The organism is Chryseobacterium sp. 2VB, assembly GCF_005503635.1.
GTDB lineage: Bacteria > Bacteroidota > Bacteroidia > Flavobacteriales > Weeksellaceae > Chryseobacterium > Chryseobacterium cupriresistens.
Genome location: NZ_SCNC01000008.1, coordinates 120,546 through 138,590 on the forward strand (window position 1 = coordinate 120,546; position 18,045 = coordinate 138,590).

An 18,045-nucleotide genomic window follows, 5' to 3' on the forward strand; every position below is an offset into this window, starting at 1 on the left:
CTGTTTTTTTTATGGTTAGTCATTTAATCCTATTCCGCCCATGATTTGTGGAATGCATTTTTCAATGCGGGCTTCACGGGTTTTAGACTGTTTGGCAGAAGAAAAGTGGAGCAAGTAAGCTCTTTGTCTTCCGGGGGTTAATGCTTTGAAAGCTTCCTGTAATGCAGGATTTTGATCCAGCTTCTCCTGAAACTCTTCAGCCATTTCAAACTCTTTTGTTTTCTTCATTTCCACTTTTGCGCCCGATTCTTCAATTTCAACGGCTTCAAACATATAAGCACGAAGAACATCTTCCAGATCATTGATTTGCCCTACCTCTGTAAAGCGGATCTGTCTGGCCGCCTGTACATTTTTAGACTGCTGAATCAGGATATGGTCCGGGTCTTTCATTAAAGCTCCTTTAAAAAAGAGAAGTGCGCAATATTCCTTAAAACCGTGGATCAGGAAAATATTTTTTCCTTCATAAGTATAACAGGGACAGCCCCATTTTAAATCTTCTGTAAGTTCTGTACTAAGAGCAATCGTTCTTAATTTCTCAAATTCTTCCTGCCATTGTCCGGCATTTTCGAAGAAAAAATTAACTTTTGGATTCATAGTTCTGGGTTTTTGGGTTAGAGGGTTTGAGAGTGGGAGAGTTTCGGGTTTCGGGATGCGAGATGTGGGTTGTTGTGGTTTGTGATTCGGGTTATTTATGTCGGAGGGTTTGAGAGTATTAGAGTGTGAGAGTATAAGGGTTCAAGGTTTAATGTTTAAAGTTGCTATCCTTCACTGATCATTGACGATTCACTTGCAAAGCAAAATTCACTATTGACATTGATGTTCACAATTTGAGCCGTGTTGCCCATTGTCTATCATCTCTTCGTCTATTATCTATTATCTATTATCTATTATCTATTATCTGCTACCTGCTACCTAATATCTCCTGCAAACGGTTGTGAGCCATATTAATGCCCTGTGCAAATGGCATTTTCAGGTGCTGATCTCTGAAGTCTACAGATTTATAAATGGTTTGGATGGAAATCTTGCTGGTGGCATCCGTTAATTTTTCAAATGTTAAAAACTCGATCTGAGCAGGAAAAGGCGTGTTCTCCATCTGAAAAGTTCTTATAATTTTCTCATTCTGAACAATATCATGAATGGTTCCGTTGGCACTGAAGACCACATCGCCCTGAGGATTTAAAGTTTCGAAGCGATAACTTCCGTGCGGTTTGTTTTCGAATTTGGTGACTTTCGTTCCCATCCATTGCTCGAAAAGTTCAGCTTCTGTATATGCCTTGAAAAGCAGTTCTACATGAAGGTCAAATTCTCTGATGATGAAGATTTCCTGTTTGCCGTCTTCTGCGTGGATTTTTGTTTTAAGTTCCATATTTTGAGTTGGGTGTTTAAGTTTGAGGGTTTGAGAGTGTTAGAGTGGGAGAGTATTAGAGGAAAGAGTTCAAGGTTTGCTGTTTAAAGTTCAAGGTTGTCATTCTTTCACTGGTGATTGACGATTCACTTGCGAAGCAAAATTGACTATTGACATTCGAGTTTAAGGTTTGAAGTTTAAAGTTCAAGGTTGTCATTCTTTCACTGGTGATTGACGATTCACTTGCGAAGCAAAATTGACTATTGACATCCACCAGTTAAATTTTGATGCCCTTGTCTATTATCTATCCGTCTATCATCTTTTATGTCTTATTATTCACATTCTGGTACGCTTTCATCACACTTTCCAGCTTGTTGAACTTCTCATCCCACATTTTGCGGAAAGGTTCTATAAAATCGGCTATTTCTTTCATTTTATTGGGATTTAGGTGATAGATAATTTCTCTGCCGTTTTGTTCAGATCTCAGCAGTTCGCATTCTGTAAGGATCTGGAGATGCTTTGAAACGGTAGGCCTTGCCGTATCAAAATTGGAAGCGATAGCTCCCGCCGTCATCGACTGTGCCGCCACCAACATCAATATAGACCGTCTCGTAGGATCCGCTATCGCCTGAAATACATCTCTTCTTAAATTCATTGTGTAGTTATTTGACTACAAATATATGTGTAGTTATTTAGCTACGCAAGTTTTTTTTTGAAAAAAAATGATTAAATAATTAAAAACCTTATTATTAAAAGAAAAATGGAGAACTTAATGCTCTCCATTTTAATAATTAATAAAATCTTATAAATTTATACTTTGATGATTTAAAGAACTATCTGAACTTTAGTAAACTCATAAATAATATTTTTTACTGATCATCAATTGGTAGCGTAACTACTTCGTTATCTATGTAAAGCTCACTTAAAAATTTTGATTTAATTCTGAATTGACTTCTTTTTTTGATTTTTGGTCTTGTTGAAACATTTTCCATTTTAATACCAGGATCATAATAAATGTTTCCTACTGCCATTTGTTGTAAAAATAATTGGAAATCTGTACCTGTGCCCAAAATAATCTTATTTCCATATTTATACTTTCTTTCATTTATTTTTTCTGAGAGCGAAGGTACATAACATGCTTGATTATGTTTTCTATTCCAATGCAAAAGCATTGACGAAAAACTCCATGAAGCAGCTTCATTTCCATCAATATCAACTAAGGCAATTCTCCCATTAGAATTTCGGATTTTTCCACTTTCAACATCAAAACCAATTAATTGCATTTCAAGATTTGTAGATGTATGACGTAATCCAGTTTTATGTATTCCTCCAAAATTTATACGATCTTCTCGGCCGGTTCTATCAGCATATCCATATTTTATTAAAAACTCTTCAGTTCCTTGCGTTTTATAAATTCCATCTGTCGGCTCAGGAGTCATTAAAGTGATAACTGAAGAATTAATACGCTCAAAATTTGAAACTCCAAATTGTTTTACTTCCCAACCTAAAAAATCAGGTTCAGAATAACCGTTTGGAGTAATTCCTAATTCAGCTTCTAATGTATAACCTCCACAATTTGAAGAAGTACAGGGTAAAATATTTCCGCTTCTGTCTAGTCGTTTTGAAATAATCCAATTAAGTTGATGGATACGATATAATTCATCAAGAAGTCGGGCTTTATTGTTTACTATTCGAGGTAAATTGATAACTTTAAAAATTCCAATTTCATTGTCTGGTTGTAATGCATTAAATTCAGTTGCAAGCTCTGAAGTTGGTGAAGTTACATACCCTAAAATTTTACCTTTATCTGAAATACTTAAAAACAAAAGTCTATCTGCCAATCTTTGGGTCATTAACTCGGAAGGTGGGTTTTCACATTTCTTTAAAAACCCAGAAAACCTCACCTCAGGATATTTTGGATATAAGATAAGTTGAGAATTTGGAGCTGGGTATATATTACCATCATCACCAATCCATGAAAAATTGATAGAAGCTTTAAATCGCTCCATGTTCCAATCTCCAGCTTCTTCTGTCTTTATTTCAGAAAGTGGAAAAATATTTAATATCTCAAAACTTCCTCCTAAATAAACCTGATTTTTCGAATTATCATTTGGTGAAAGTTTTTTTACATATAGTTTTTGACAGCCATTATCAATGAACAGCTTTTTGAGATTTTGCAGATTCATTGTTAGCTAATAAAGATTTTACTAATTGTTTTCCTACCGCTTGAATTAATGGTACAGTAACTGAGTTTCCAAATTGTCTGTATGCCTGATTATCTGAAACAGGAATTAAAAAATTATCAGGAAAACCTTGTAGTCTTGCACATTCCCTTGGAGTTAGTCTTCGGGGATTTATTCCGTTTTGAGGTATCAATATTTCTGATCCATCTTTATAATATCTTGCCGAAATTGTTCTCGATATTCCATTCAAGTCAGTTAAACCAAATCCAAATCCATTTCCTTTTGCCTTGTGTTTTTCCGCATAATTTTGGAGATAACTCCAGAGTTTGTCAGATAAGGTATATTTTGGGTCAATGTCTTCTTCCAGAATTTCTTTAATTTTTGAATTTGGTTCAGGAAGTTTTGGGAAACTGAAATTTTCGCTATGATTGAAAACATCATTTCTAAAGCCAACTATTAAAATCCGCTCACGATTTTGAGGTACGAAATGTTTACCATTCAATACTTGAAAATGTATTGAATATCCTAATTCTTCCAAAGTTTTCTTTATCACTTTAAAAGTGTTTCCTTTATCATGAGAAACAAGATTTTTAACATTTTCCAACATAAAAGCTTTTGGCTTTTTATATGCTATAATTCGTGCAATATCAAAAAATAAAGTTCCTTGTGTTTCATCTAAAAATCCATGTTTTCTTCCTAATGCATTTTTTTTTGAAACTCCAGCAATAGAAAATGGCTGACATGGAAAGCCTCCTAAAAGTATATCATGATCAGGAATTAATTTTTCATCAATTTGGGTTATATCCCCAAATGGAACTTCTCCAAAATTAGCTTCGTATGTTTTTTTTGCAAAATTGTTCCATTCACTTGAAAATACACATTTTCCTCCAAGATTTTGATATGCCAATCTAATCCCTCCAATTCCAGCAAATAAATCTATAAACTTAAATTTTGGTTTTGTATTTGGTGGGAATGGTATATCATATGCAAATGGTATATAAAGTTGTTCAGGTTCTTTAATTACAGATAAAATTTCGTTTTGCAAATATTCTTTTGCATGAGACTTAAAGTACTGAGAAACACCATTTTTGTGATTTTGCCAATAATGTGTTAAATGAGCAAAACCATCGTTTAAGTGCTTGTCAATCTTTATGTTTAATTGTTCTTTTATATCGCTGTAGGTTGTCATTACAGATGTCTTGTATCTTTTATTTCTAATCATCCAAAGTTACAAAATTGATTTGACTTGATTGCTTTTAATATACACTTGGATTTTAGAAAAAACTCTTATGAATACATTGTTTAAGATATTTACTGCTTAATTTCTTGTATTAATTGAAGAAATGTATTTTCTACCTTTGTTTTCTTTAATTGACATTCCCAGATCGTTAATACTTTCCAGCCATCGTTTTGTAATGCAATATCTGCTTTCTGATCATTTTCAATATTATGATTGATCTTATTCAACCACCATTCTGTTCTCGTTTTGGGAACTACGAAATACTTACATCCTTCGTGTCCATGCCAGAAACAACCGTGTACAAATATTACTGTTTTATATTTTGGCAGAACAATGTCAGGTTTACCTGGTAATTTTTTATCATGAAGACGATAGCGAAATCCATTGGCAAAAAGAAATTTACGCACGAGCATTTCAGGCCTGGTATTTTTGCCTTTTATTTTGCTCATATTGTAGCTTCTGGTTTCTTTACTATGGACGTCAGCCATTTTTTATTTTTTTTCTATTAACTTTTCCAACTTCTCAATCATCTCCCTCTGCTGCTCCAGCATACGCTCATAAAGCTCCACCATTTTATCAATAGGATTAAAAGTAGGTTGATAACTGTACAATGAATTACCTGTAGCATTATCATTGTTATTAACTGTATTCGAAATAATATTCACGGCTTGTTCCTCATCAAAATTCTCAATCGCTTCCGCAGGCACTTTCAAAATCTTTGCAACCTGCGCCAGAATATCAGATTCTACGGTTTCTTTTTGTTCCAGAAGGGAGATTTTCTTTTGGTTCCAGTCGTCGCCCAGCTCAAAAGCCAGAGCTTCCTGTTTGATGCCCAGCATTTCGCGGAAACGCTTTATATTTCTACCCTGATGTATTTTTTTATTTTGCATATCTGTGTAACTCATAATAACAAATATAAAGCTTTAGAACAAAAAAATAATGCTCTGTTTTAAAATAAATACTATTCTAAAATATCCGTCTTTAAGAATAAAATATCCTTTATCCGGATGGTTTATTCTTCTTATTATCCCTTCATTTGTTGAAAAATAACAAAGATGAAAAGAAAAAGAAGAATGAACAGCAGCAAATATAATGAACTGCATAATCGTAACCTTACGGTTTTCCTCAAATCGTTTTCAAGGGCGTATGGCAGAATCGTGTACTTTCCCGAAATAAGAATTACAGGAAAATGGGTACAGCAATGTGGCTTTCAGGCAGGAGATAAGATATTGGTTACCGTAAGCAGGAACCAGATTATTTTAGAAAGGGAAGTGAGCTATGAGTGAAAGTATTGGTTTTAAACCATCAGGAGGCTTAAATTTTTAAAATTAAAGTTTTTTTATTTTGAACCATTAAGATTGTAGGAAGAGGTTAAGAGAATTAAGATTCGTTTCAGCTTTCAATGAGAATGCTTTTGAAGAGAGCGGTAAGGCTTCATGAATGCCTTTGTGTTCTCTTCATATTCTTAACAGCTTACCGCTTTCTTAATGGTTTTTAAATTAAGTATAGTTTTATCTCATCAATTGTGTTATTTAGCTCTTATGAGCGGCATATATTCTTTTACAAAAATGCCGATATATTTTCCATTATATTCTACAACACAAGTGCTGATATTCATTCGGTTGCAAAAATCCTGATACGCGGAATTGTCTCCGATATCATCACTGATAAACACTCCGCCAGGTCTAAGCTTTTTATAGATCTGATGATACGCCCACATTCTTCCGTGGTAACTTTTATCGGAATCATAGTGGAAAACATCAAATGAGGTAGCCTGTTTGAAAATTTTAGGCAGAGATTCTCTATCGGCAAAACGGAATAACTTCCAGTATTTTTTAAGATGATCAGGAACAACACATCCTGCATACTGATCTCCATTCTGGGCAAGAAAAGGCATATCTGAACTATAAAGTGTGCCGTTTCTTTTTTGAAGCGAAAGCAATATCGCCAGTGAAGACCATCCATAAGCTACTCCGGTTTCAAGAACGTTTTGTGCTTTGGTGAATTCACATGCATAATAAATAAGCTCCAAGGCACCATGTTCACCCATTTTGACAGGGCATTCTTTTTCTTTTACACTGGCTTTTTGCAGGATATCGGCATAAGCAGATCTGAAATGATCAGCATTGCTGGAGAAAAGTCTGGAGATCACCTCTTCCTGAGAAACGGCTATGGATGCAGCCCAGAAATTTGCTCTGGCTTTTCCTTTGGATGGACTTCTTCTGTTGAATGTGTTTTTGATAATTTTCCTGCCCAGTTCAGGATAAAGAGGGGGCCTTTTAAGATAAGCTACAAATGTTTTGAGGACTGTTGACATTTCACAGATGTTGTATTATAGTTTCAAGGCAAATGTACTTTTTTTAAAGGCCATATTGCATTGAGACAACATTAATTTTAACATTAAATCTGTTAAGGTTTTGTAATAAATACAGTCCGGAAATTATCGGTGAGATCTCTTCTTGTTTTTAATTGAATAGATCAGTTTGGCTTTCAGTTTATTAAAGTAGAAATCGTTTTTTTATACGTGAGGAAGAATTTTTGTTTTTTCCTTTACAAAAATGCCTTTCCAAAAATATATGGAGTACGGTCATCAAAACGGTGATACTTTTCTGCTTTTTCACTGGGGTAGGTATTTTATTTAACACACTAAAAAGTGTGTTGTATGCAAATGTATAAAATAAATGGAAAAAATCAAAAGAAAATAAGACGAAATCATCCTGATCATATGGAATGGTCTGCTGCTGTAGAAAGTTATACTCAGAAAATTGCTTTATCTTTGGGGTCTCTATGTTTGCAGGCATTAAATAATAATATTTTAAGATGAAGTTTTTATTAGACCTTTTGTTTCGTATGATCCAGCTTTTTACAGAGCCTTATTTCTTAGTATTTCTCGCAGTGGTTATCATTGTACTTTTAAGAAGAAAAAACAAGCGTAAAAACCTACGGATAGGAATTGGCATTGTTGCCGTTTTAATGATCATTTTTATAGGGAACGGTTTTCTCGGAAAGTTCACCGCAGAATATCTGCAGAAAAGTTATGTGAATACTATTGCGAATAAAAACAGGACTTCTCAGAATCCTGTTATCGTTGTATTGGGTGGCGGCGTTGTAGATTTTAACCATACAGAAAAGCTGCATACTTTGTCTTACTCCAGACTGGTGACGGCTTATCAGCTGTATCATGAATACAGGAAAAATAATCTGCCTTGTAAAATAGTCATTTCAGGAAAGGGGAGAGGGCATACAAGTGAAGCAGAACTCTTCATCGAAAATTTTAAAAACATGGGGGTTCCGGATGCTGATATCATCAAAGAAGACAAAAGTATGAATACCTATGAAAATGCAAAATATTCCAGCAAGATCCTTAAACAGATGGCTCCTTCTGATGTCTACCTGGTGACTTCCGGGTTTCATATGAAAAGGTCTGTGGCTTTGTTTCAGACATTTGGAGTAAAACCTGTTCCGCAAGCTTCAGATTTTATAGATACGGAAATTACCTGGTTTCCTAACAGCTATAACGCAGCATTTACTTTTGTGATGCTTAAAGAACTACTGGGAATATGGCAGGTGCAGCTGTATAACAGTTTGGGATTGAACGGGTAATACATAAACTTATGATATAAACCGGACACTTAAAATTACTTAAGTGTCCGGTTTTGTTTTTATAGTAAACGTATGTAAGATGTACAAAAAACACAAAGTCATAAAAGCTATCATTTTTAAACACTTGAGTTCAGAAGTTTAAAATAAAACTTAAACCTTTAAATCATACAAAGTGTTAATTATTAGTCAATTATACAAAAAGCGATACAGCTACCCAAATAAGCCGTATTTATCAAGTCAGTAACTATGCTATCTGACTGAAAACAGAGGAGATATACGGGCAAATTGCATTTCAGCCTGATTATTTGGTTTTTGTAAGGGGTTACATAAAAAATACATTAAATTTATGTCCATCCGGATCTGCAAATACAAAACCGTAGTAATTGTCTCCAAAAGTCTCAGGCTCTGAAACAATGGTTCCGCCAGCTTTTTTAACTTCTTCAGCCCAATTGTCTACCTGAGTTTTATTTTCTGCAGAAAGGGTAAATATGATTTCGTTGGAGTGGTGGGGATCTCCAAACTTCATACTTTTCAGGTTGTTTTCAATAACAGTTTGTAAGAAAAAGTGAATAATAAATTCATTTCCAGCCATAAAAAAACTTACCAGTTCATTGGATGTATGTGGATTATTGGGCCTAAAACCCAGTTCAGTATAGAATTTCTGTGTGCGTTCAAGGTCGGTTACGGCCAGATTGGCCCAGATCATTTTAGGTTTCATATCGGTGATATTTTGGTTAGGATAAAGGTATTTTGTTTTTACAGAATAAAAACTGCCATGTGACAAGATTTCGTATTTTTAAGGGGTAAATGAACATTATGGAAACTTTACTTCAGGAATAAGATTCAAATATTAAGAGCGTAAGGGCTGACTTTTATGATGGGTTTCCTTCTAAATTTCCTGTTGGGTAATTTAACATAATATAAAAGGAGTTAAGTTATAATTAATGATCGAAGACCCCTTAAAGACCCTTGTCAAGGTTCAAAACCTTGACAAGGGTTGCGCTCTCTACAACTAATTTTTTCAAATAATTGAACCAGGAAAATTTTTCCTTTATCAATCAGAGAAAAAAGATTTAGGGGAAGTTGTAAAAAGTTCTGAAATAGAATTTTTCGTTTTGTTTTATCCTTACCAAAATTTCAAAGAATTGGATGACGATAAGCCGGAGATTTTCCGGATAGGTTTACGACAGAGAAGAGTTCCGAGAATTCGTTAAAAGCTATTGGGTAGAAAAAGTTTAAGAATACCGGATTCTCAGACAGTTAGTGCTCTATTTCTTTTTTATAATAAAAATCCTATAATTTATATTATGTTAAATTGTATATTATTCTGGTTTCAAAGATTCACAGAACATCTTAGGTTTCATTACTTTGCTCTCTTGGTTATTGTATCGGGTTTTTCAAGTAATACTCAACTCTATTCAAGGTTGTAATAATTAGAAATGGCGGATTAAAGAATTTTAACACCCTTAATCCGCCATATTATAAACTGCTGTGATCAGAAGTTTTTTCTATTGATTTAATTCTTTTTATTTAATTTTTCTAATTCAGGTAAATCTTTTTTGTACTTTTCAACGTCCCAAGCTAAATTCCAGTTTTTAACGTAGTCAGAGATTGAACCCAGGCCAACTTCTGTTCTTCTTTTATCTACATTATCCGGATCCAGTAAAGGTAAAACATAGTAAGTATTATTACTTTGATTGATTCCTATCTGGCTTCCGTATATTTGTTTTCTGCCTTCCCGGATTTCTATTCTATCAATTAACAACGCTAAAGAACCGGCACTGGCATTTCCTTTTGTGACAGCTTCTTTCATCATGGGCAAATATTTTTTCTGCGTTTCCAGATCTGAATGCTGAATCACAAGAAATAAGGCACTATTGGCCTGTGCGCCTACTTTGTCTTTACCCACCCAGCCTTTTTCATCTAATATTTTTTTTACTTTTAACAGGTTAAGAGAGTCTTTCTGCATTGTTATTTTCCAAAGGTCATTCATTTCCTTAGATTGCGGACCAAATTTTTTCTGGGTTTCATCCATTTGCATCCTGTATTTTTGGTCTTCCTCAAGAATTGCCAATAATTCAGCCTGCAATGGTTTGTCATAATGGGCTTCTATGACCGCTATTTTCTTTTCTAGCTTTTCAATTGTTTTTCCCCATTCTTTTTTTGAATGTAGATTATCCAAATCAGTATCAGATTTTAAGTGCTTGAGATTGGTCCAGCCTTTATCTATGGACAGGTTCAGCCATTTGAATGCTTGTTTTGTATTTCCTGCCAAGGAAGATGAACATGCGCCATTATATAAGTGACTTGGATTTTCGCTTTCGATTTTAAAAGCTTTACCATATACATCCGTAGACATTTTATAATCTTTTGCCCTATATAATTGATCAGCTTCAATGATTAATTTTGAGTATTCCTGAGCATTAGCGCCTGTGAATAAAAATAATAACAACAAAGCATAAATAGTGTTTCTCATTTTTTCTGTATTTAATTCTTAGATTTTAGATGGTTACGTTCGTTTACAGGCTCAGTTTAATTGATATAATTTTCCTAAAGCCATTTATGCTACGAATATAAAGTTTATTTTGATGATGGGATTGTTAAGAAATCACAAAAAAATCATCCTATGTTTTTTACTCTCTCAGATATTACATCGAATTTTTTAACCAATAATAGCTTAAAGAATTCTGTTACTTCGTTCCAGTCAATTGAATATCCGATATAATAAAAGTTGTATCGGATTCGTCAATAGTATCTTTCTTCGATTTCACCAATAAAAAGCTCCAAAATCTGCAGATTTTGGAGCAGGGTTTAAATAGCTAACCTTTCGGCTGTTCTACTATTGCTTGGTGATTTTATGGAAAAAAGTATCACCTTTAAAGATATAGTCTCCTGAAGGATATTCAGTCAGATCGATGGTATTTTTCCCTTTTCTGAACAATATATTTTTAATGAGGTTACCGTTATTGTCATATAAATACACATTTTCGTCTACTGAGGATTCTACGTTGACCACTCCTGTCGTCGGATTAGGATAAGCGGAAGTTTTTGTTTTTGGGGAAGCTTCTCTTGTTGACAGAAAACAACCTGAAATATAGGAATCTCCGATAATATTAAACCCTTTGCTGATCAGCTGGGCTCTGGCCAGCATCGCTTGCGGTGTAGAATAAACCAATCCTGTTGCATCTATAGTTCCGGACGTTATTGTGGAGTTTGCCCAGGTAGGATTATTATTCAGAGCGATGAGAAAATTGCTGTAATTCGTACAAGATAAGCCGGCATTTTTAAATCCGAAATAGATTGTATTCCAGTTGAAGTTTTGAAGCTTGATATTCCACGAAGAAATATCCTGGTCAAAATGTGAAGCACCAGCAAACATATTTAATCCGGCGAAATAATCCGCCTTACTTACATCCCAGTTTCCGATGGGCTGATTGAATGATACTGCATTTTCAAACATATGCTCAAAATCTGTCACTTTACCTGTATTCCAGTTATCAAGGGGCTGATTAAATGCTGCCGCATTATAGAATGTATAGCGGAAATTAGTCGCATTTTCTGTATTCCATGAATTTAATGGCTGGTTGAAAGCTGTTGCATCTGCAAACATGGAGGAAAAATCAGTTCCGGATACCGTATTCCAGCCAGAAATATCCTGATTGAAAGAAGATGCAGAAGAAAACATGCTGCTGAAATTCGTTACTTTTGCCGTATCCCAGTTTCCGATATTCTGATTAAACAGCGTCGCTCCGCTGAACATACCGCTCATGTCCGTAATACGGAATGGATTCCAGTAAGAAAATGAAGTATGGCCTGTCAAAGATGAACAGTTAAGGAACATTTGTGATAAACTGGTTATCTGTGTCAAATCAGGAGTATCTGCAGCTGTTACGTTAAGATTGGGACAGTTGGCGAATGCTCTGTCGAATTGCTGAAGCCATGTCGTATTTCCCCACTGGCTGAGTTCTATAAGTTCCTGATTTCCACCCGGAGGAATGATTTCGGTATTGGCCCTGAATCCGTAAAATGATCCGTTACCGCTGGATACTTTTAATTCGTAAGTGGCCTGCAGAGGATCTGGATGGAATGATGGCCCAAAATATATAAGTAAAGGCTCATTGCTGCTAGAGTTTACATTATCAAACATCCCGTTATGCTCAGGATATCCTACTTCGTGCCAGTAAATGGTGTAATCGGTTCCTGTGCCGCCGAATCTTATTGAATGATCAATGACGCCGTTTGCATTGGGTTTCCAGATGGTAGTGAATTCATTCTGCGCATAGGAAATGCAAAATAAAAGGAGAAAAATGATTATTAGTTGTTTTTTACACATAATTTAAAAAAGTTGTTTTAAGGTTAAAATTGGGTTGGGTAAGACAATTAATTTCCCGGGATTCTTTATCTTATCTCTGATACAAAAGTACTGGCGCACAGCGACAAAACTCGTCGTATTAAAATTTTTTCCTTCTTTTTTTTCTTTTTTTTTGATTAATTTTTGTATAAATAAACAGGGTAAAAACCACCAGAAATATTCTGCATCCTAAAAGGTGGTTTTACATGGATTACCTAAAAAAATCTGCAGCTATTAAGTAATAATAACTGCAGAAAACAGATTGATTTATATAGTGATTTTCACACCGGCGGAAATAGTAATTCCGGGAAGCGGACTGAGGAATTTTAACTGAGAGTTCTGAAGTCTGGCTTCAGCATTCAGCAGATTGTTTCCTATGATATAATATTCGAGATCACCTAAACCCAGACTACTGTCCTTATAGGAAATACGGGCATTCAGCAGTGAAAATGCAGGCATCGGAAGTTCAGGATTAATATTTTTACCTAAATATTTTTGCCGTAAGTAATGGTCTAAGCTGAGATTCACGCTGAAGTTGTGCAGGGTTCCTTCCAGATTGAATCCGAAACGGCTGGTAGGCATGTTGGGCATATAATCGCCATCACTCCATTTTCTTATGGAACTGTCGGCAACGCTTATATTTCTTACCAGATCATAATATCCGCCTATCTCCCACTTTCCTGCTTTTCCGAGATCTGCTTTATAAGCGGCTTCCGCTTCAATTCCATTGATTTCCGTATCATCGGAGCGCCATTCTTTTACCAGAAAAACCTCTCTGGAAATTCCGGTGTGGGCAAGATAAATATAGTTTTTATAAGAGGTATGGTACCAGCTGGCAGATACCCGCAGGTTCTTCAGATTAACTCCGGTCCCGATTTCAACGGTATTGGCTGTTTCCTTATCCAGTGTATCATCACCATTTTCTTCTGTCAGGATCGCAAAATGATTGTTTCCTGAATAAAGCTCATTCACCTCCGGTGCTCTTTCTGAATGGTTGTACTGTACTTTCAGATACCCTTTTTTAAAGAGAGTCCATTGTGCGGAACTATGAAATTGGTGAAGCGTGAAATCTCTGTCACTGAGTTTTCCTCCGGAAAGTCCGCGGCTTCTGACATATTTATTATCTGCTTCTGCCCTGCGTTGTACATGATCGTTTCTGTACCCAAGATCCAGTTGAAGAAAATTAAAATCAAGGTGCTGCATGGTAAAGATTCCAATTTCACGGCTTATATTATTGGGTAAGTATCTTTGGCCTCCGGTGCCTTCCATATCTCTGTATTGTATTTCAAGCCCCGTAGTTCCGGTAAGAAATTGTAATTTCTGCTGGTTGATTTCCAGGCGTCCATTGTGTTGATTCACAGCAAACTGATTGGCGCGGTACCGATCCAGAAGTTCAGCATTTTTTGAAAATACACCCATGTAATTCAGTTTGATGCTTGAAAACGGAGAATGGGTAAACTTGTAACCGGATTCAAACATGGCTTTATGAGATAGGCTTCTGATGTTGATGGGACTATATTCTATTTTGGGTTGTGGTTTTCCATGGCTATGTTTGGGGATTTTAGGGATTGCATATCCCGGGACCCCAAAATAGGAGTAAGAATTCTGATACGCGCCTCCTGCATACAATGATTTTCCGATATAACTGGTGCCTACATAAAATGAATTGCTTTCCGAATGACTGTTGGGGATCTCACCATCTTTTGTTTCCACATAATCTTTGATTCCGTTTACTTCACTTTTATATCGGTCTTTCACGGCATCCTGACCAGGAACGTACAAATCGTTTTTCGGGTTGGGATAATATTTACCGTCAGCAGGATTGTAATACGTGGAACTGAATGTATAAAGATCATCCTCAGACAGTTCATACTCTATCATATGATCTTTGGCAAACTGGCTGATATAAGGAAAAAGGCTCTTGTTCAGGACACGTCTCGAATCTACATTGATCTGGCAAAGTGACTGTAAAATACTGTTGAAACCTACAAGCTCAGGATCATAACATCTGTCGTCTTTTGATTTTCCCGGAATTCTGACTATTTCCTGCTTCTGATTGGATGCTCCAACCGTCCAGACCCAGTTTTTAGCAATAATTCCTCTGGCTGAAAAAGCCTGTTTCTGACCACTGTTACTGCCTCCTTCAAGGAGTCCTTTGAAATTTATCTTTTTTTCAGGAAGCTGTCTGGCAATATACTCTGTTTCAATATCTACAGCTCCTCCAATAGCTTTTCCACCATACAAAACCGATGCAGAATTTTTGTAAACAGTGATATTCTGAACACTGTTCATTTCGATATCCGTATTAAAATCCGGGCTTATTCCCGAAAGGTCATTCACGGCCATTCCGTTTTCCAGTATTTTTACCCGGTTTCCGCTTAAGCTTCTGATAACGGGAGCTCCGGAATTCGGTCCATATCCCGAATTTTGAATTCCGGGGATTTTACTCAATGTTTCTCCCAGTGTATTGGATTGAATGAAATCCAGTTTTTTTCTTGAAATATTGGCAGCGTTATAATTTGTTTTTCCCTGTACCTGAATGGACTCTATGTCTTTTACCGTTCTTTTTTCGGGGATAGTTTTCTGCGCTTTCAGAAGTGATGACGAACAAATAAGTGAACTGCCTGCCAAAAAATAAAAGGTCCTTTTCATATGCATATACTTTAATGATCCGGCAAAGCTAGAAAATTAAATTTATTAATGCAACATTGTTGCTTTATTGCGGTTTGTCAAAAGCCATTTAATAAATCTAAGTCACTGAAAAGGAATGATATGATAAGAAAAAAACCGCCCTGAAAAGAGCGGTCTGTTTTTTACATGTAATGCTTTCTGACTAGCAAGTTGATCCGCACTCAAGTAATTTGATGTGGATTACACCATTAACAACACATTGTGTCTGGCATAAAGCGTTAGTTACAACAGTGCTTACACCGCCAACTACTCCACCTACTGTAGATCCTACGCCTGTAACTACGCCACCAACGATAGTACCTACACCGCCTACTACTCCACCAACTACTCCTCCTAGTCCACCTAGAAGTCCGCCGATTGGATCTAGTAATCCGTTACCTGAAATAGCTTTTAATTCGTTTCTGTCCAATTTTTTTAAGTTTTTCATAACTATAATTTTATATGATTATTACATCACGAATATATGAATAATAATAATAAAATTGCAAATTATTTTAAATAAATTAATTATATGTTTATATTATTTAATATTTCATTAATATAAATACAAATAATTGATAATATTATTTTCACTTATATGTGATTGATTTTCTAAAAGTTAAAAAGCATAACTCAATTTGTGGAATTTAGAGTTATTATTTTTGCATTAAATGTTAATTATTGATATTTATTTTTCAATGTAACTAAAACAGTTTCCAATGGTGCTGTAACAGGTAAAATGGATGATCTGAAATACCTGGATTTCCTAATTTTAGATAAAAAATAAAAAAACATCAATGAAATTTGTATTCTTATCGGGTAAAACCCACTTGGATTGATTGATAAAGGAATCAAATTTTGTATTTTTGCTGACATACTTATATCAATGTCAGTTTTTTCAAATAATATACGCTTTTTAAGAGCCAGGAGAAAGCTCTCCCAGCAAAATGTAGCCGATGAACTCATGATTTCAAGAGTCCGGTATTCAAAATATGAAAACGGAATTTCGGAGCCTCCTATCGAACTGCTGGTAAAAATTTCAAAATATTTCCATGTGAGTATTGATCTTATGCTTTCTGTAGATATTGAAAAGCATCCGATAGATGAAATGCTAAAGCTTCCGGATAACAGAATCGTTCTTCCGGTAGCAGTGGATACTCATGGAAATGATACCATAGAAATTATTCCTCAGAAGGCATCAATGGGATATCTGGAAGGTTATAGCGATATAGAATACATTGAAAGTCTTCAGCGTATTGCTCTTCCTTTTCTTACCAATGGTAAATACAGGGCTTTTCCTGCGGATGGTGATTCTATGCCTCCTTTCAGAAGCGGATCTTATATTGTAGGAAAATATGTAGAAGGAATTAATGAACTGAAACCAGGCAAAACCTATGTTTTTGTTACTTTAAATGATGGAATTACCTACAAGCGTTTTAAAGAAAGAAAGGAAAATGCAATTTGCGTAAGTGCTGATAATTCATTTTATGAGCCTTATGATATCCCTTTTGAAGAAGTAGTGGAAATCTGGCAGTATGCTTCAGGAATTTTCCCGGAAGATTTCGAGCCGGGTGATTATGAAAGCTACAATTTTAAAGAGATGTTCCGTGAACTGAGACAGGATATCAGGGATCTTGACAAAAAGGTTTCAGGCCGCCGCCGCAAGCAATCTTAATAGTTAAAATAGATATCATATAAAGACTCCTGGTTTTATACCGGGAGTTTTTTATATATGGACTCTTCAGTTATCAGGGATGATCCGAAAGTTCAATCCAAACCGGAGCGTGATCGCTGCTTTTTTCCCAACCCCGTACATGTGTGTCTACTCCACCGGATGATAATCTCGGCTGAAGATAAGGACTTAATAAAATATGATCCAGCCTCATTCCTGCATTGCGGTCGTAGGCTTTGTATAAATAATCCCAGAATGTATAGATTTTCTCATCAGGATAAAGACTTCGCAGAGAATCCAGCCAGCCTTTTTTCTGAAGTTCTTTAAATGCTTTTCTTACTTCTGTTCTGTATAAGGCATCATTTTCCCAGCGCTCAGGTTTATAAACGTCGACAGGTTCCGGAATAATGTTGAAATCGCCGATAAGGATGGCGGGAAGTTCCATTTTGATGAGCTGGTTGGTTCGTCTCTTAAAACGTTTGAGCCAGGACAATTTATAATCAAATTTAGGTCCCGGATAAGGATTTCCATTGGGAAGATACAGGCAGCAGATGACCATTTGATCAATAATAGCTTCTATATATCGGCTTTGAACATCTTCTGCGTCACCAGGCAAAGATCTTTGTACTTCAGTTATTTCTTTATTTTTGGCAAGTATGGCTACTCCGTTCCAGCTTTTCTGGCCGTTCCAGATCGCCTCGTATCCTGCGTTATTGATATCCTGTAAAGGAAAACGTTCCTGAGGAGCTTTTAATTCCTGAAGACAGACAATATCCGGTGAAGCTTCCTTCAGCCATTTCAGTAAAACAGGAAGCCGGCCATTGATTCCGTTAACATTATAGGTTGCTATTTTCATGATAAAGGTTTTTAGAAAATCAATTATTTTCAATTACGACAATAATTATTCCATCATAAATATCTGTTATTTGATATTTTGTGGAAGAATAATCTTAAAAAGATAAGTTTTGGTGAATAATCTCT

At 35.5% G+C, this 18,045-nt stretch carries 17 protein-coding genes; 3 read left to right on the forward strand and 14 right to left on the reverse strand.

Features of this window, described 5'->3' with window-relative positions:
* Positions 1–15 precede the first annotated feature (15 nt).
* The 7 genes from FFS26_RS10055 to FFS26_RS10085 form a co-directional block, all read right to left on the reverse strand.
* Positions 16–594, reverse strand: a complete 579-nt coding sequence (locus tag FFS26_RS10055) for a YdeI/OmpD-associated family protein (RefSeq protein WP_137904954.1) — start codon at positions 592–594, stop codon at positions 16–18.
* 307 nt (positions 595–901) lie between these two features.
* Positions 902–1,366 (reverse strand): SRPBCC domain-containing protein, encoded by a 465-nt coding sequence (locus tag FFS26_RS10060; RefSeq protein WP_137904955.1) that lies wholly within the window; start codon positions 1,364–1,366, stop codon positions 902–904.
* Positions 1,367–1,667: 301 nt separating this feature from the next.
* Positions 1,668–2,000, reverse strand: a complete 333-nt coding sequence (locus FFS26_RS10065; protein WP_002979291.1) for an ArsR/SmtB family transcription factor — start codon at positions 1,998–2,000, stop codon at positions 1,668–1,670.
* Between the two features lie 214 nt (positions 2,001–2,214).
* Positions 2,215–3,531 carry an MvaI/BcnI family restriction endonuclease gene (locus FFS26_RS10070; RefSeq protein WP_137904956.1) on the reverse strand — a complete coding sequence of 439 codons (1,317 nt, stop codon included), beginning with the start codon at positions 3,529–3,531 and terminating at the stop codon, positions 2,215–2,217.
* The gene (gene dcm / locus FFS26_RS10075; RefSeq protein WP_137904957.1) at positions 3,497–4,717 is read right to left on the reverse strand and encodes a DNA (cytosine-5-)-methyltransferase; all 1,221 of its coding nucleotides are present in this window, start codon (positions 4,715–4,717) and stop codon (positions 3,497–3,499) included. The genes FFS26_RS10070 and dcm overlap by 35 nt, the downstream gene beginning before the upstream one ends.
* Before the next feature lie 122 nt (positions 4,718–4,839).
* Entirely contained in the window at positions 4,840–5,256 is a 417-nt protein-coding gene (locus tag FFS26_RS10080) for a very short patch repair endonuclease (protein WP_137904958.1), read from the reverse strand.
* Positions 5,257–5,259: 3 nt separating this feature from the next.
* Positions 5,260–5,673, reverse strand: a complete 414-nt coding sequence (locus FFS26_RS10085; protein ID WP_137904959.1) for a helix-turn-helix transcriptional regulator — start codon at positions 5,671–5,673, stop codon at positions 5,260–5,262.
* 150 nt (positions 5,674–5,823) lie between these two features.
* Here FFS26_RS10085 and FFS26_RS10090 point away from each other — a divergent pair, with 150 nt between their 5' ends.
* Positions 5,824–6,054 carry a SymE family type I addiction module toxin gene (locus FFS26_RS10090; RefSeq protein ID WP_228406585.1) on the forward strand — a complete coding sequence of 77 codons (231 nt, stop codon included), beginning with the start codon at positions 5,824–5,826 and terminating at the stop codon, positions 6,052–6,054.
* A 242-nt stretch (positions 6,055–6,296) separates the two neighbouring features.
* On the opposite strand, the gene FFS26_RS10095 is transcribed toward FFS26_RS10090, so the two are convergent.
* Entirely contained in the window at positions 6,297–7,085 is a 789-nt protein-coding gene (locus FFS26_RS10095; protein ID WP_137904960.1) for an O-methyltransferase, read from the reverse strand.
* A gap of 503 nt (positions 7,086–7,588) precedes the next feature.
* Between FFS26_RS10095 and FFS26_RS10100 the strand changes: the two genes are divergently transcribed.
* Positions 7,589–8,371, forward strand: a complete 783-nt coding sequence (locus FFS26_RS10100; protein WP_137904961.1) for a YdcF family protein — start codon at positions 7,589–7,591, stop codon at positions 8,369–8,371.
* 322 nt (positions 8,372–8,693) lie between these two features.
* Here FFS26_RS10100 and FFS26_RS10105 read toward each other — a convergent pair whose 3' ends face one another.
* From FFS26_RS10105 to FFS26_RS22495, 5 genes are all read right to left on the reverse strand, one after another.
* Positions 8,694–9,155, reverse strand: a complete 462-nt coding sequence (locus tag FFS26_RS10105) for a VOC family protein (protein WP_228449425.1) — start codon at positions 9,153–9,155, stop codon at positions 8,694–8,696.
* Positions 9,156–9,887: 732 nt separating this feature from the next.
* Complete coding sequence (locus tag FFS26_RS10110; RefSeq protein ID WP_137904962.1) at positions 9,888–10,847, reverse strand: DUF6624 domain-containing protein; 960 nt, start codon at positions 10,845–10,847, stop codon at positions 9,888–9,890.
* Between the two features lie 363 nt (positions 10,848–11,210).
* On the reverse strand, positions 11,211–12,704 hold the full coding sequence (locus FFS26_RS10115; protein WP_137904963.1) for a BspA family leucine-rich repeat surface protein: 1,494 nt from the start codon (positions 12,702–12,704) through the stop codon (positions 11,211–11,213).
* 285 nt (positions 12,705–12,989) lie between these two features.
* The gene (locus FFS26_RS10120; RefSeq protein WP_137904964.1) at positions 12,990–15,374 is read right to left on the reverse strand and encodes a TonB-dependent receptor; all 2,385 of its coding nucleotides are present in this window, start codon (positions 15,372–15,374) and stop codon (positions 12,990–12,992) included.
* A gap of 181 nt (positions 15,375–15,555) precedes the next feature.
* On the reverse strand, positions 15,556–15,840 hold the full coding sequence (locus FFS26_RS22495) for a bacteriocin-like protein (RefSeq protein ID WP_002979306.1): 285 nt from the start codon (positions 15,838–15,840) through the stop codon (positions 15,556–15,558).
* A gap of 438 nt (positions 15,841–16,278) precedes the next feature.
* Between FFS26_RS22495 and FFS26_RS10130 the strand changes: the two genes are divergently transcribed.
* Entirely contained in the window at positions 16,279–17,067 is a 789-nt protein-coding gene (locus tag FFS26_RS10130) for an XRE family transcriptional regulator (protein ID WP_110011579.1), read from the forward strand.
* Positions 17,068–17,140: 73 nt separating this feature from the next.
* Here FFS26_RS10130 and xth read toward each other — a convergent pair whose 3' ends face one another.
* Entirely contained in the window at positions 17,141–17,920 is a 780-nt protein-coding gene (gene xth, locus FFS26_RS10135; protein ID WP_137904965.1) for an exodeoxyribonuclease III, read from the reverse strand.
* Positions 17,921–18,045 lie beyond the last annotated feature (125 nt).

Coding starts and splice junctions, on each gene's coding strand:
- FFS26_RS10055 (WP_137904954.1), bottom strand. CDS start 594: ATGAATCCAAAAGTTAATTTTTTCTTCGAAAATGCCGGACAATGGCAG.
- FFS26_RS10060 (WP_137904955.1), bottom strand. CDS start 1,366: ATGGAACTTAAAACAAAAATCCACGCAGAAGACGGCAAACAGGAAATC.
- FFS26_RS10065 (WP_002979291.1), bottom strand. CDS start 2,000: ATGAATTTAAGAAGAGATGTATTTCAGGCGATAGCGGATCCTACGAGA.
- FFS26_RS10070 (WP_137904956.1), bottom strand. CDS start 3,531: ATGAATCTGCAAAATCTCAAAAAGCTGTTCATTGATAATGGCTGTCAA.
- dcm (WP_137904957.1), bottom strand. CDS start 4,717: ATGACAACCTACAGCGATATAAAAGAACAATTAAACATAAAGATTGAC.
- FFS26_RS10080 (WP_137904958.1), bottom strand. CDS start 5,256: ATGGCTGACGTCCATAGTAAAGAAACCAGAAGCTACAATATGAGCAAA.
- FFS26_RS10085 (WP_137904959.1), bottom strand. CDS start 5,673: ATGAGTTACACAGATATGCAAAATAAAAAAATACATCAGGGTAGAAAT.
- FFS26_RS10090 (WP_228406585.1), top strand. CDS start 5,824: ATGAAAAGAAAAAGAAGAATGAACAGCAGCAAATATAATGAACTGCAT.
- FFS26_RS10095 (WP_137904960.1), bottom strand. CDS start 7,085: ATGTCAACAGTCCTCAAAACATTTGTAGCTTATCTTAAAAGGCCCCCT.
- FFS26_RS10100 (WP_137904961.1), top strand. CDS start 7,589: ATGAAGTTTTTATTAGACCTTTTGTTTCGTATGATCCAGCTTTTTACA.
- FFS26_RS10110 (WP_137904962.1), bottom strand. CDS start 10,847: ATGAGAAACACTATTTATGCTTTGTTGTTATTATTTTTATTCACAGGC.
- FFS26_RS10115 (WP_137904963.1), bottom strand. CDS start 12,704: ATGTGTAAAAAACAACTAATAATCATTTTTCTCCTTTTATTTTGCATT.
- FFS26_RS10120 (WP_137904964.1), bottom strand. CDS start 15,374: ATGAAAAGGACCTTTTATTTTTTGGCAGGCAGTTCACTTATTTGTTCG.
- FFS26_RS22495 (WP_002979306.1), bottom strand. CDS start 15,840: ATGAAAAACTTAAAAAAATTGGACAGAAACGAATTAAAAGCTATTTCA.
- FFS26_RS10130 (WP_110011579.1), top strand. CDS start 16,279: ATGTCAGTTTTTTCAAATAATATACGCTTTTTAAGAGCCAGGAGAAAG.
- xth (WP_137904965.1), bottom strand. CDS start 17,920: ATGAAAATAGCAACCTATAATGTTAACGGAATCAATGGCCGGCTTCCT.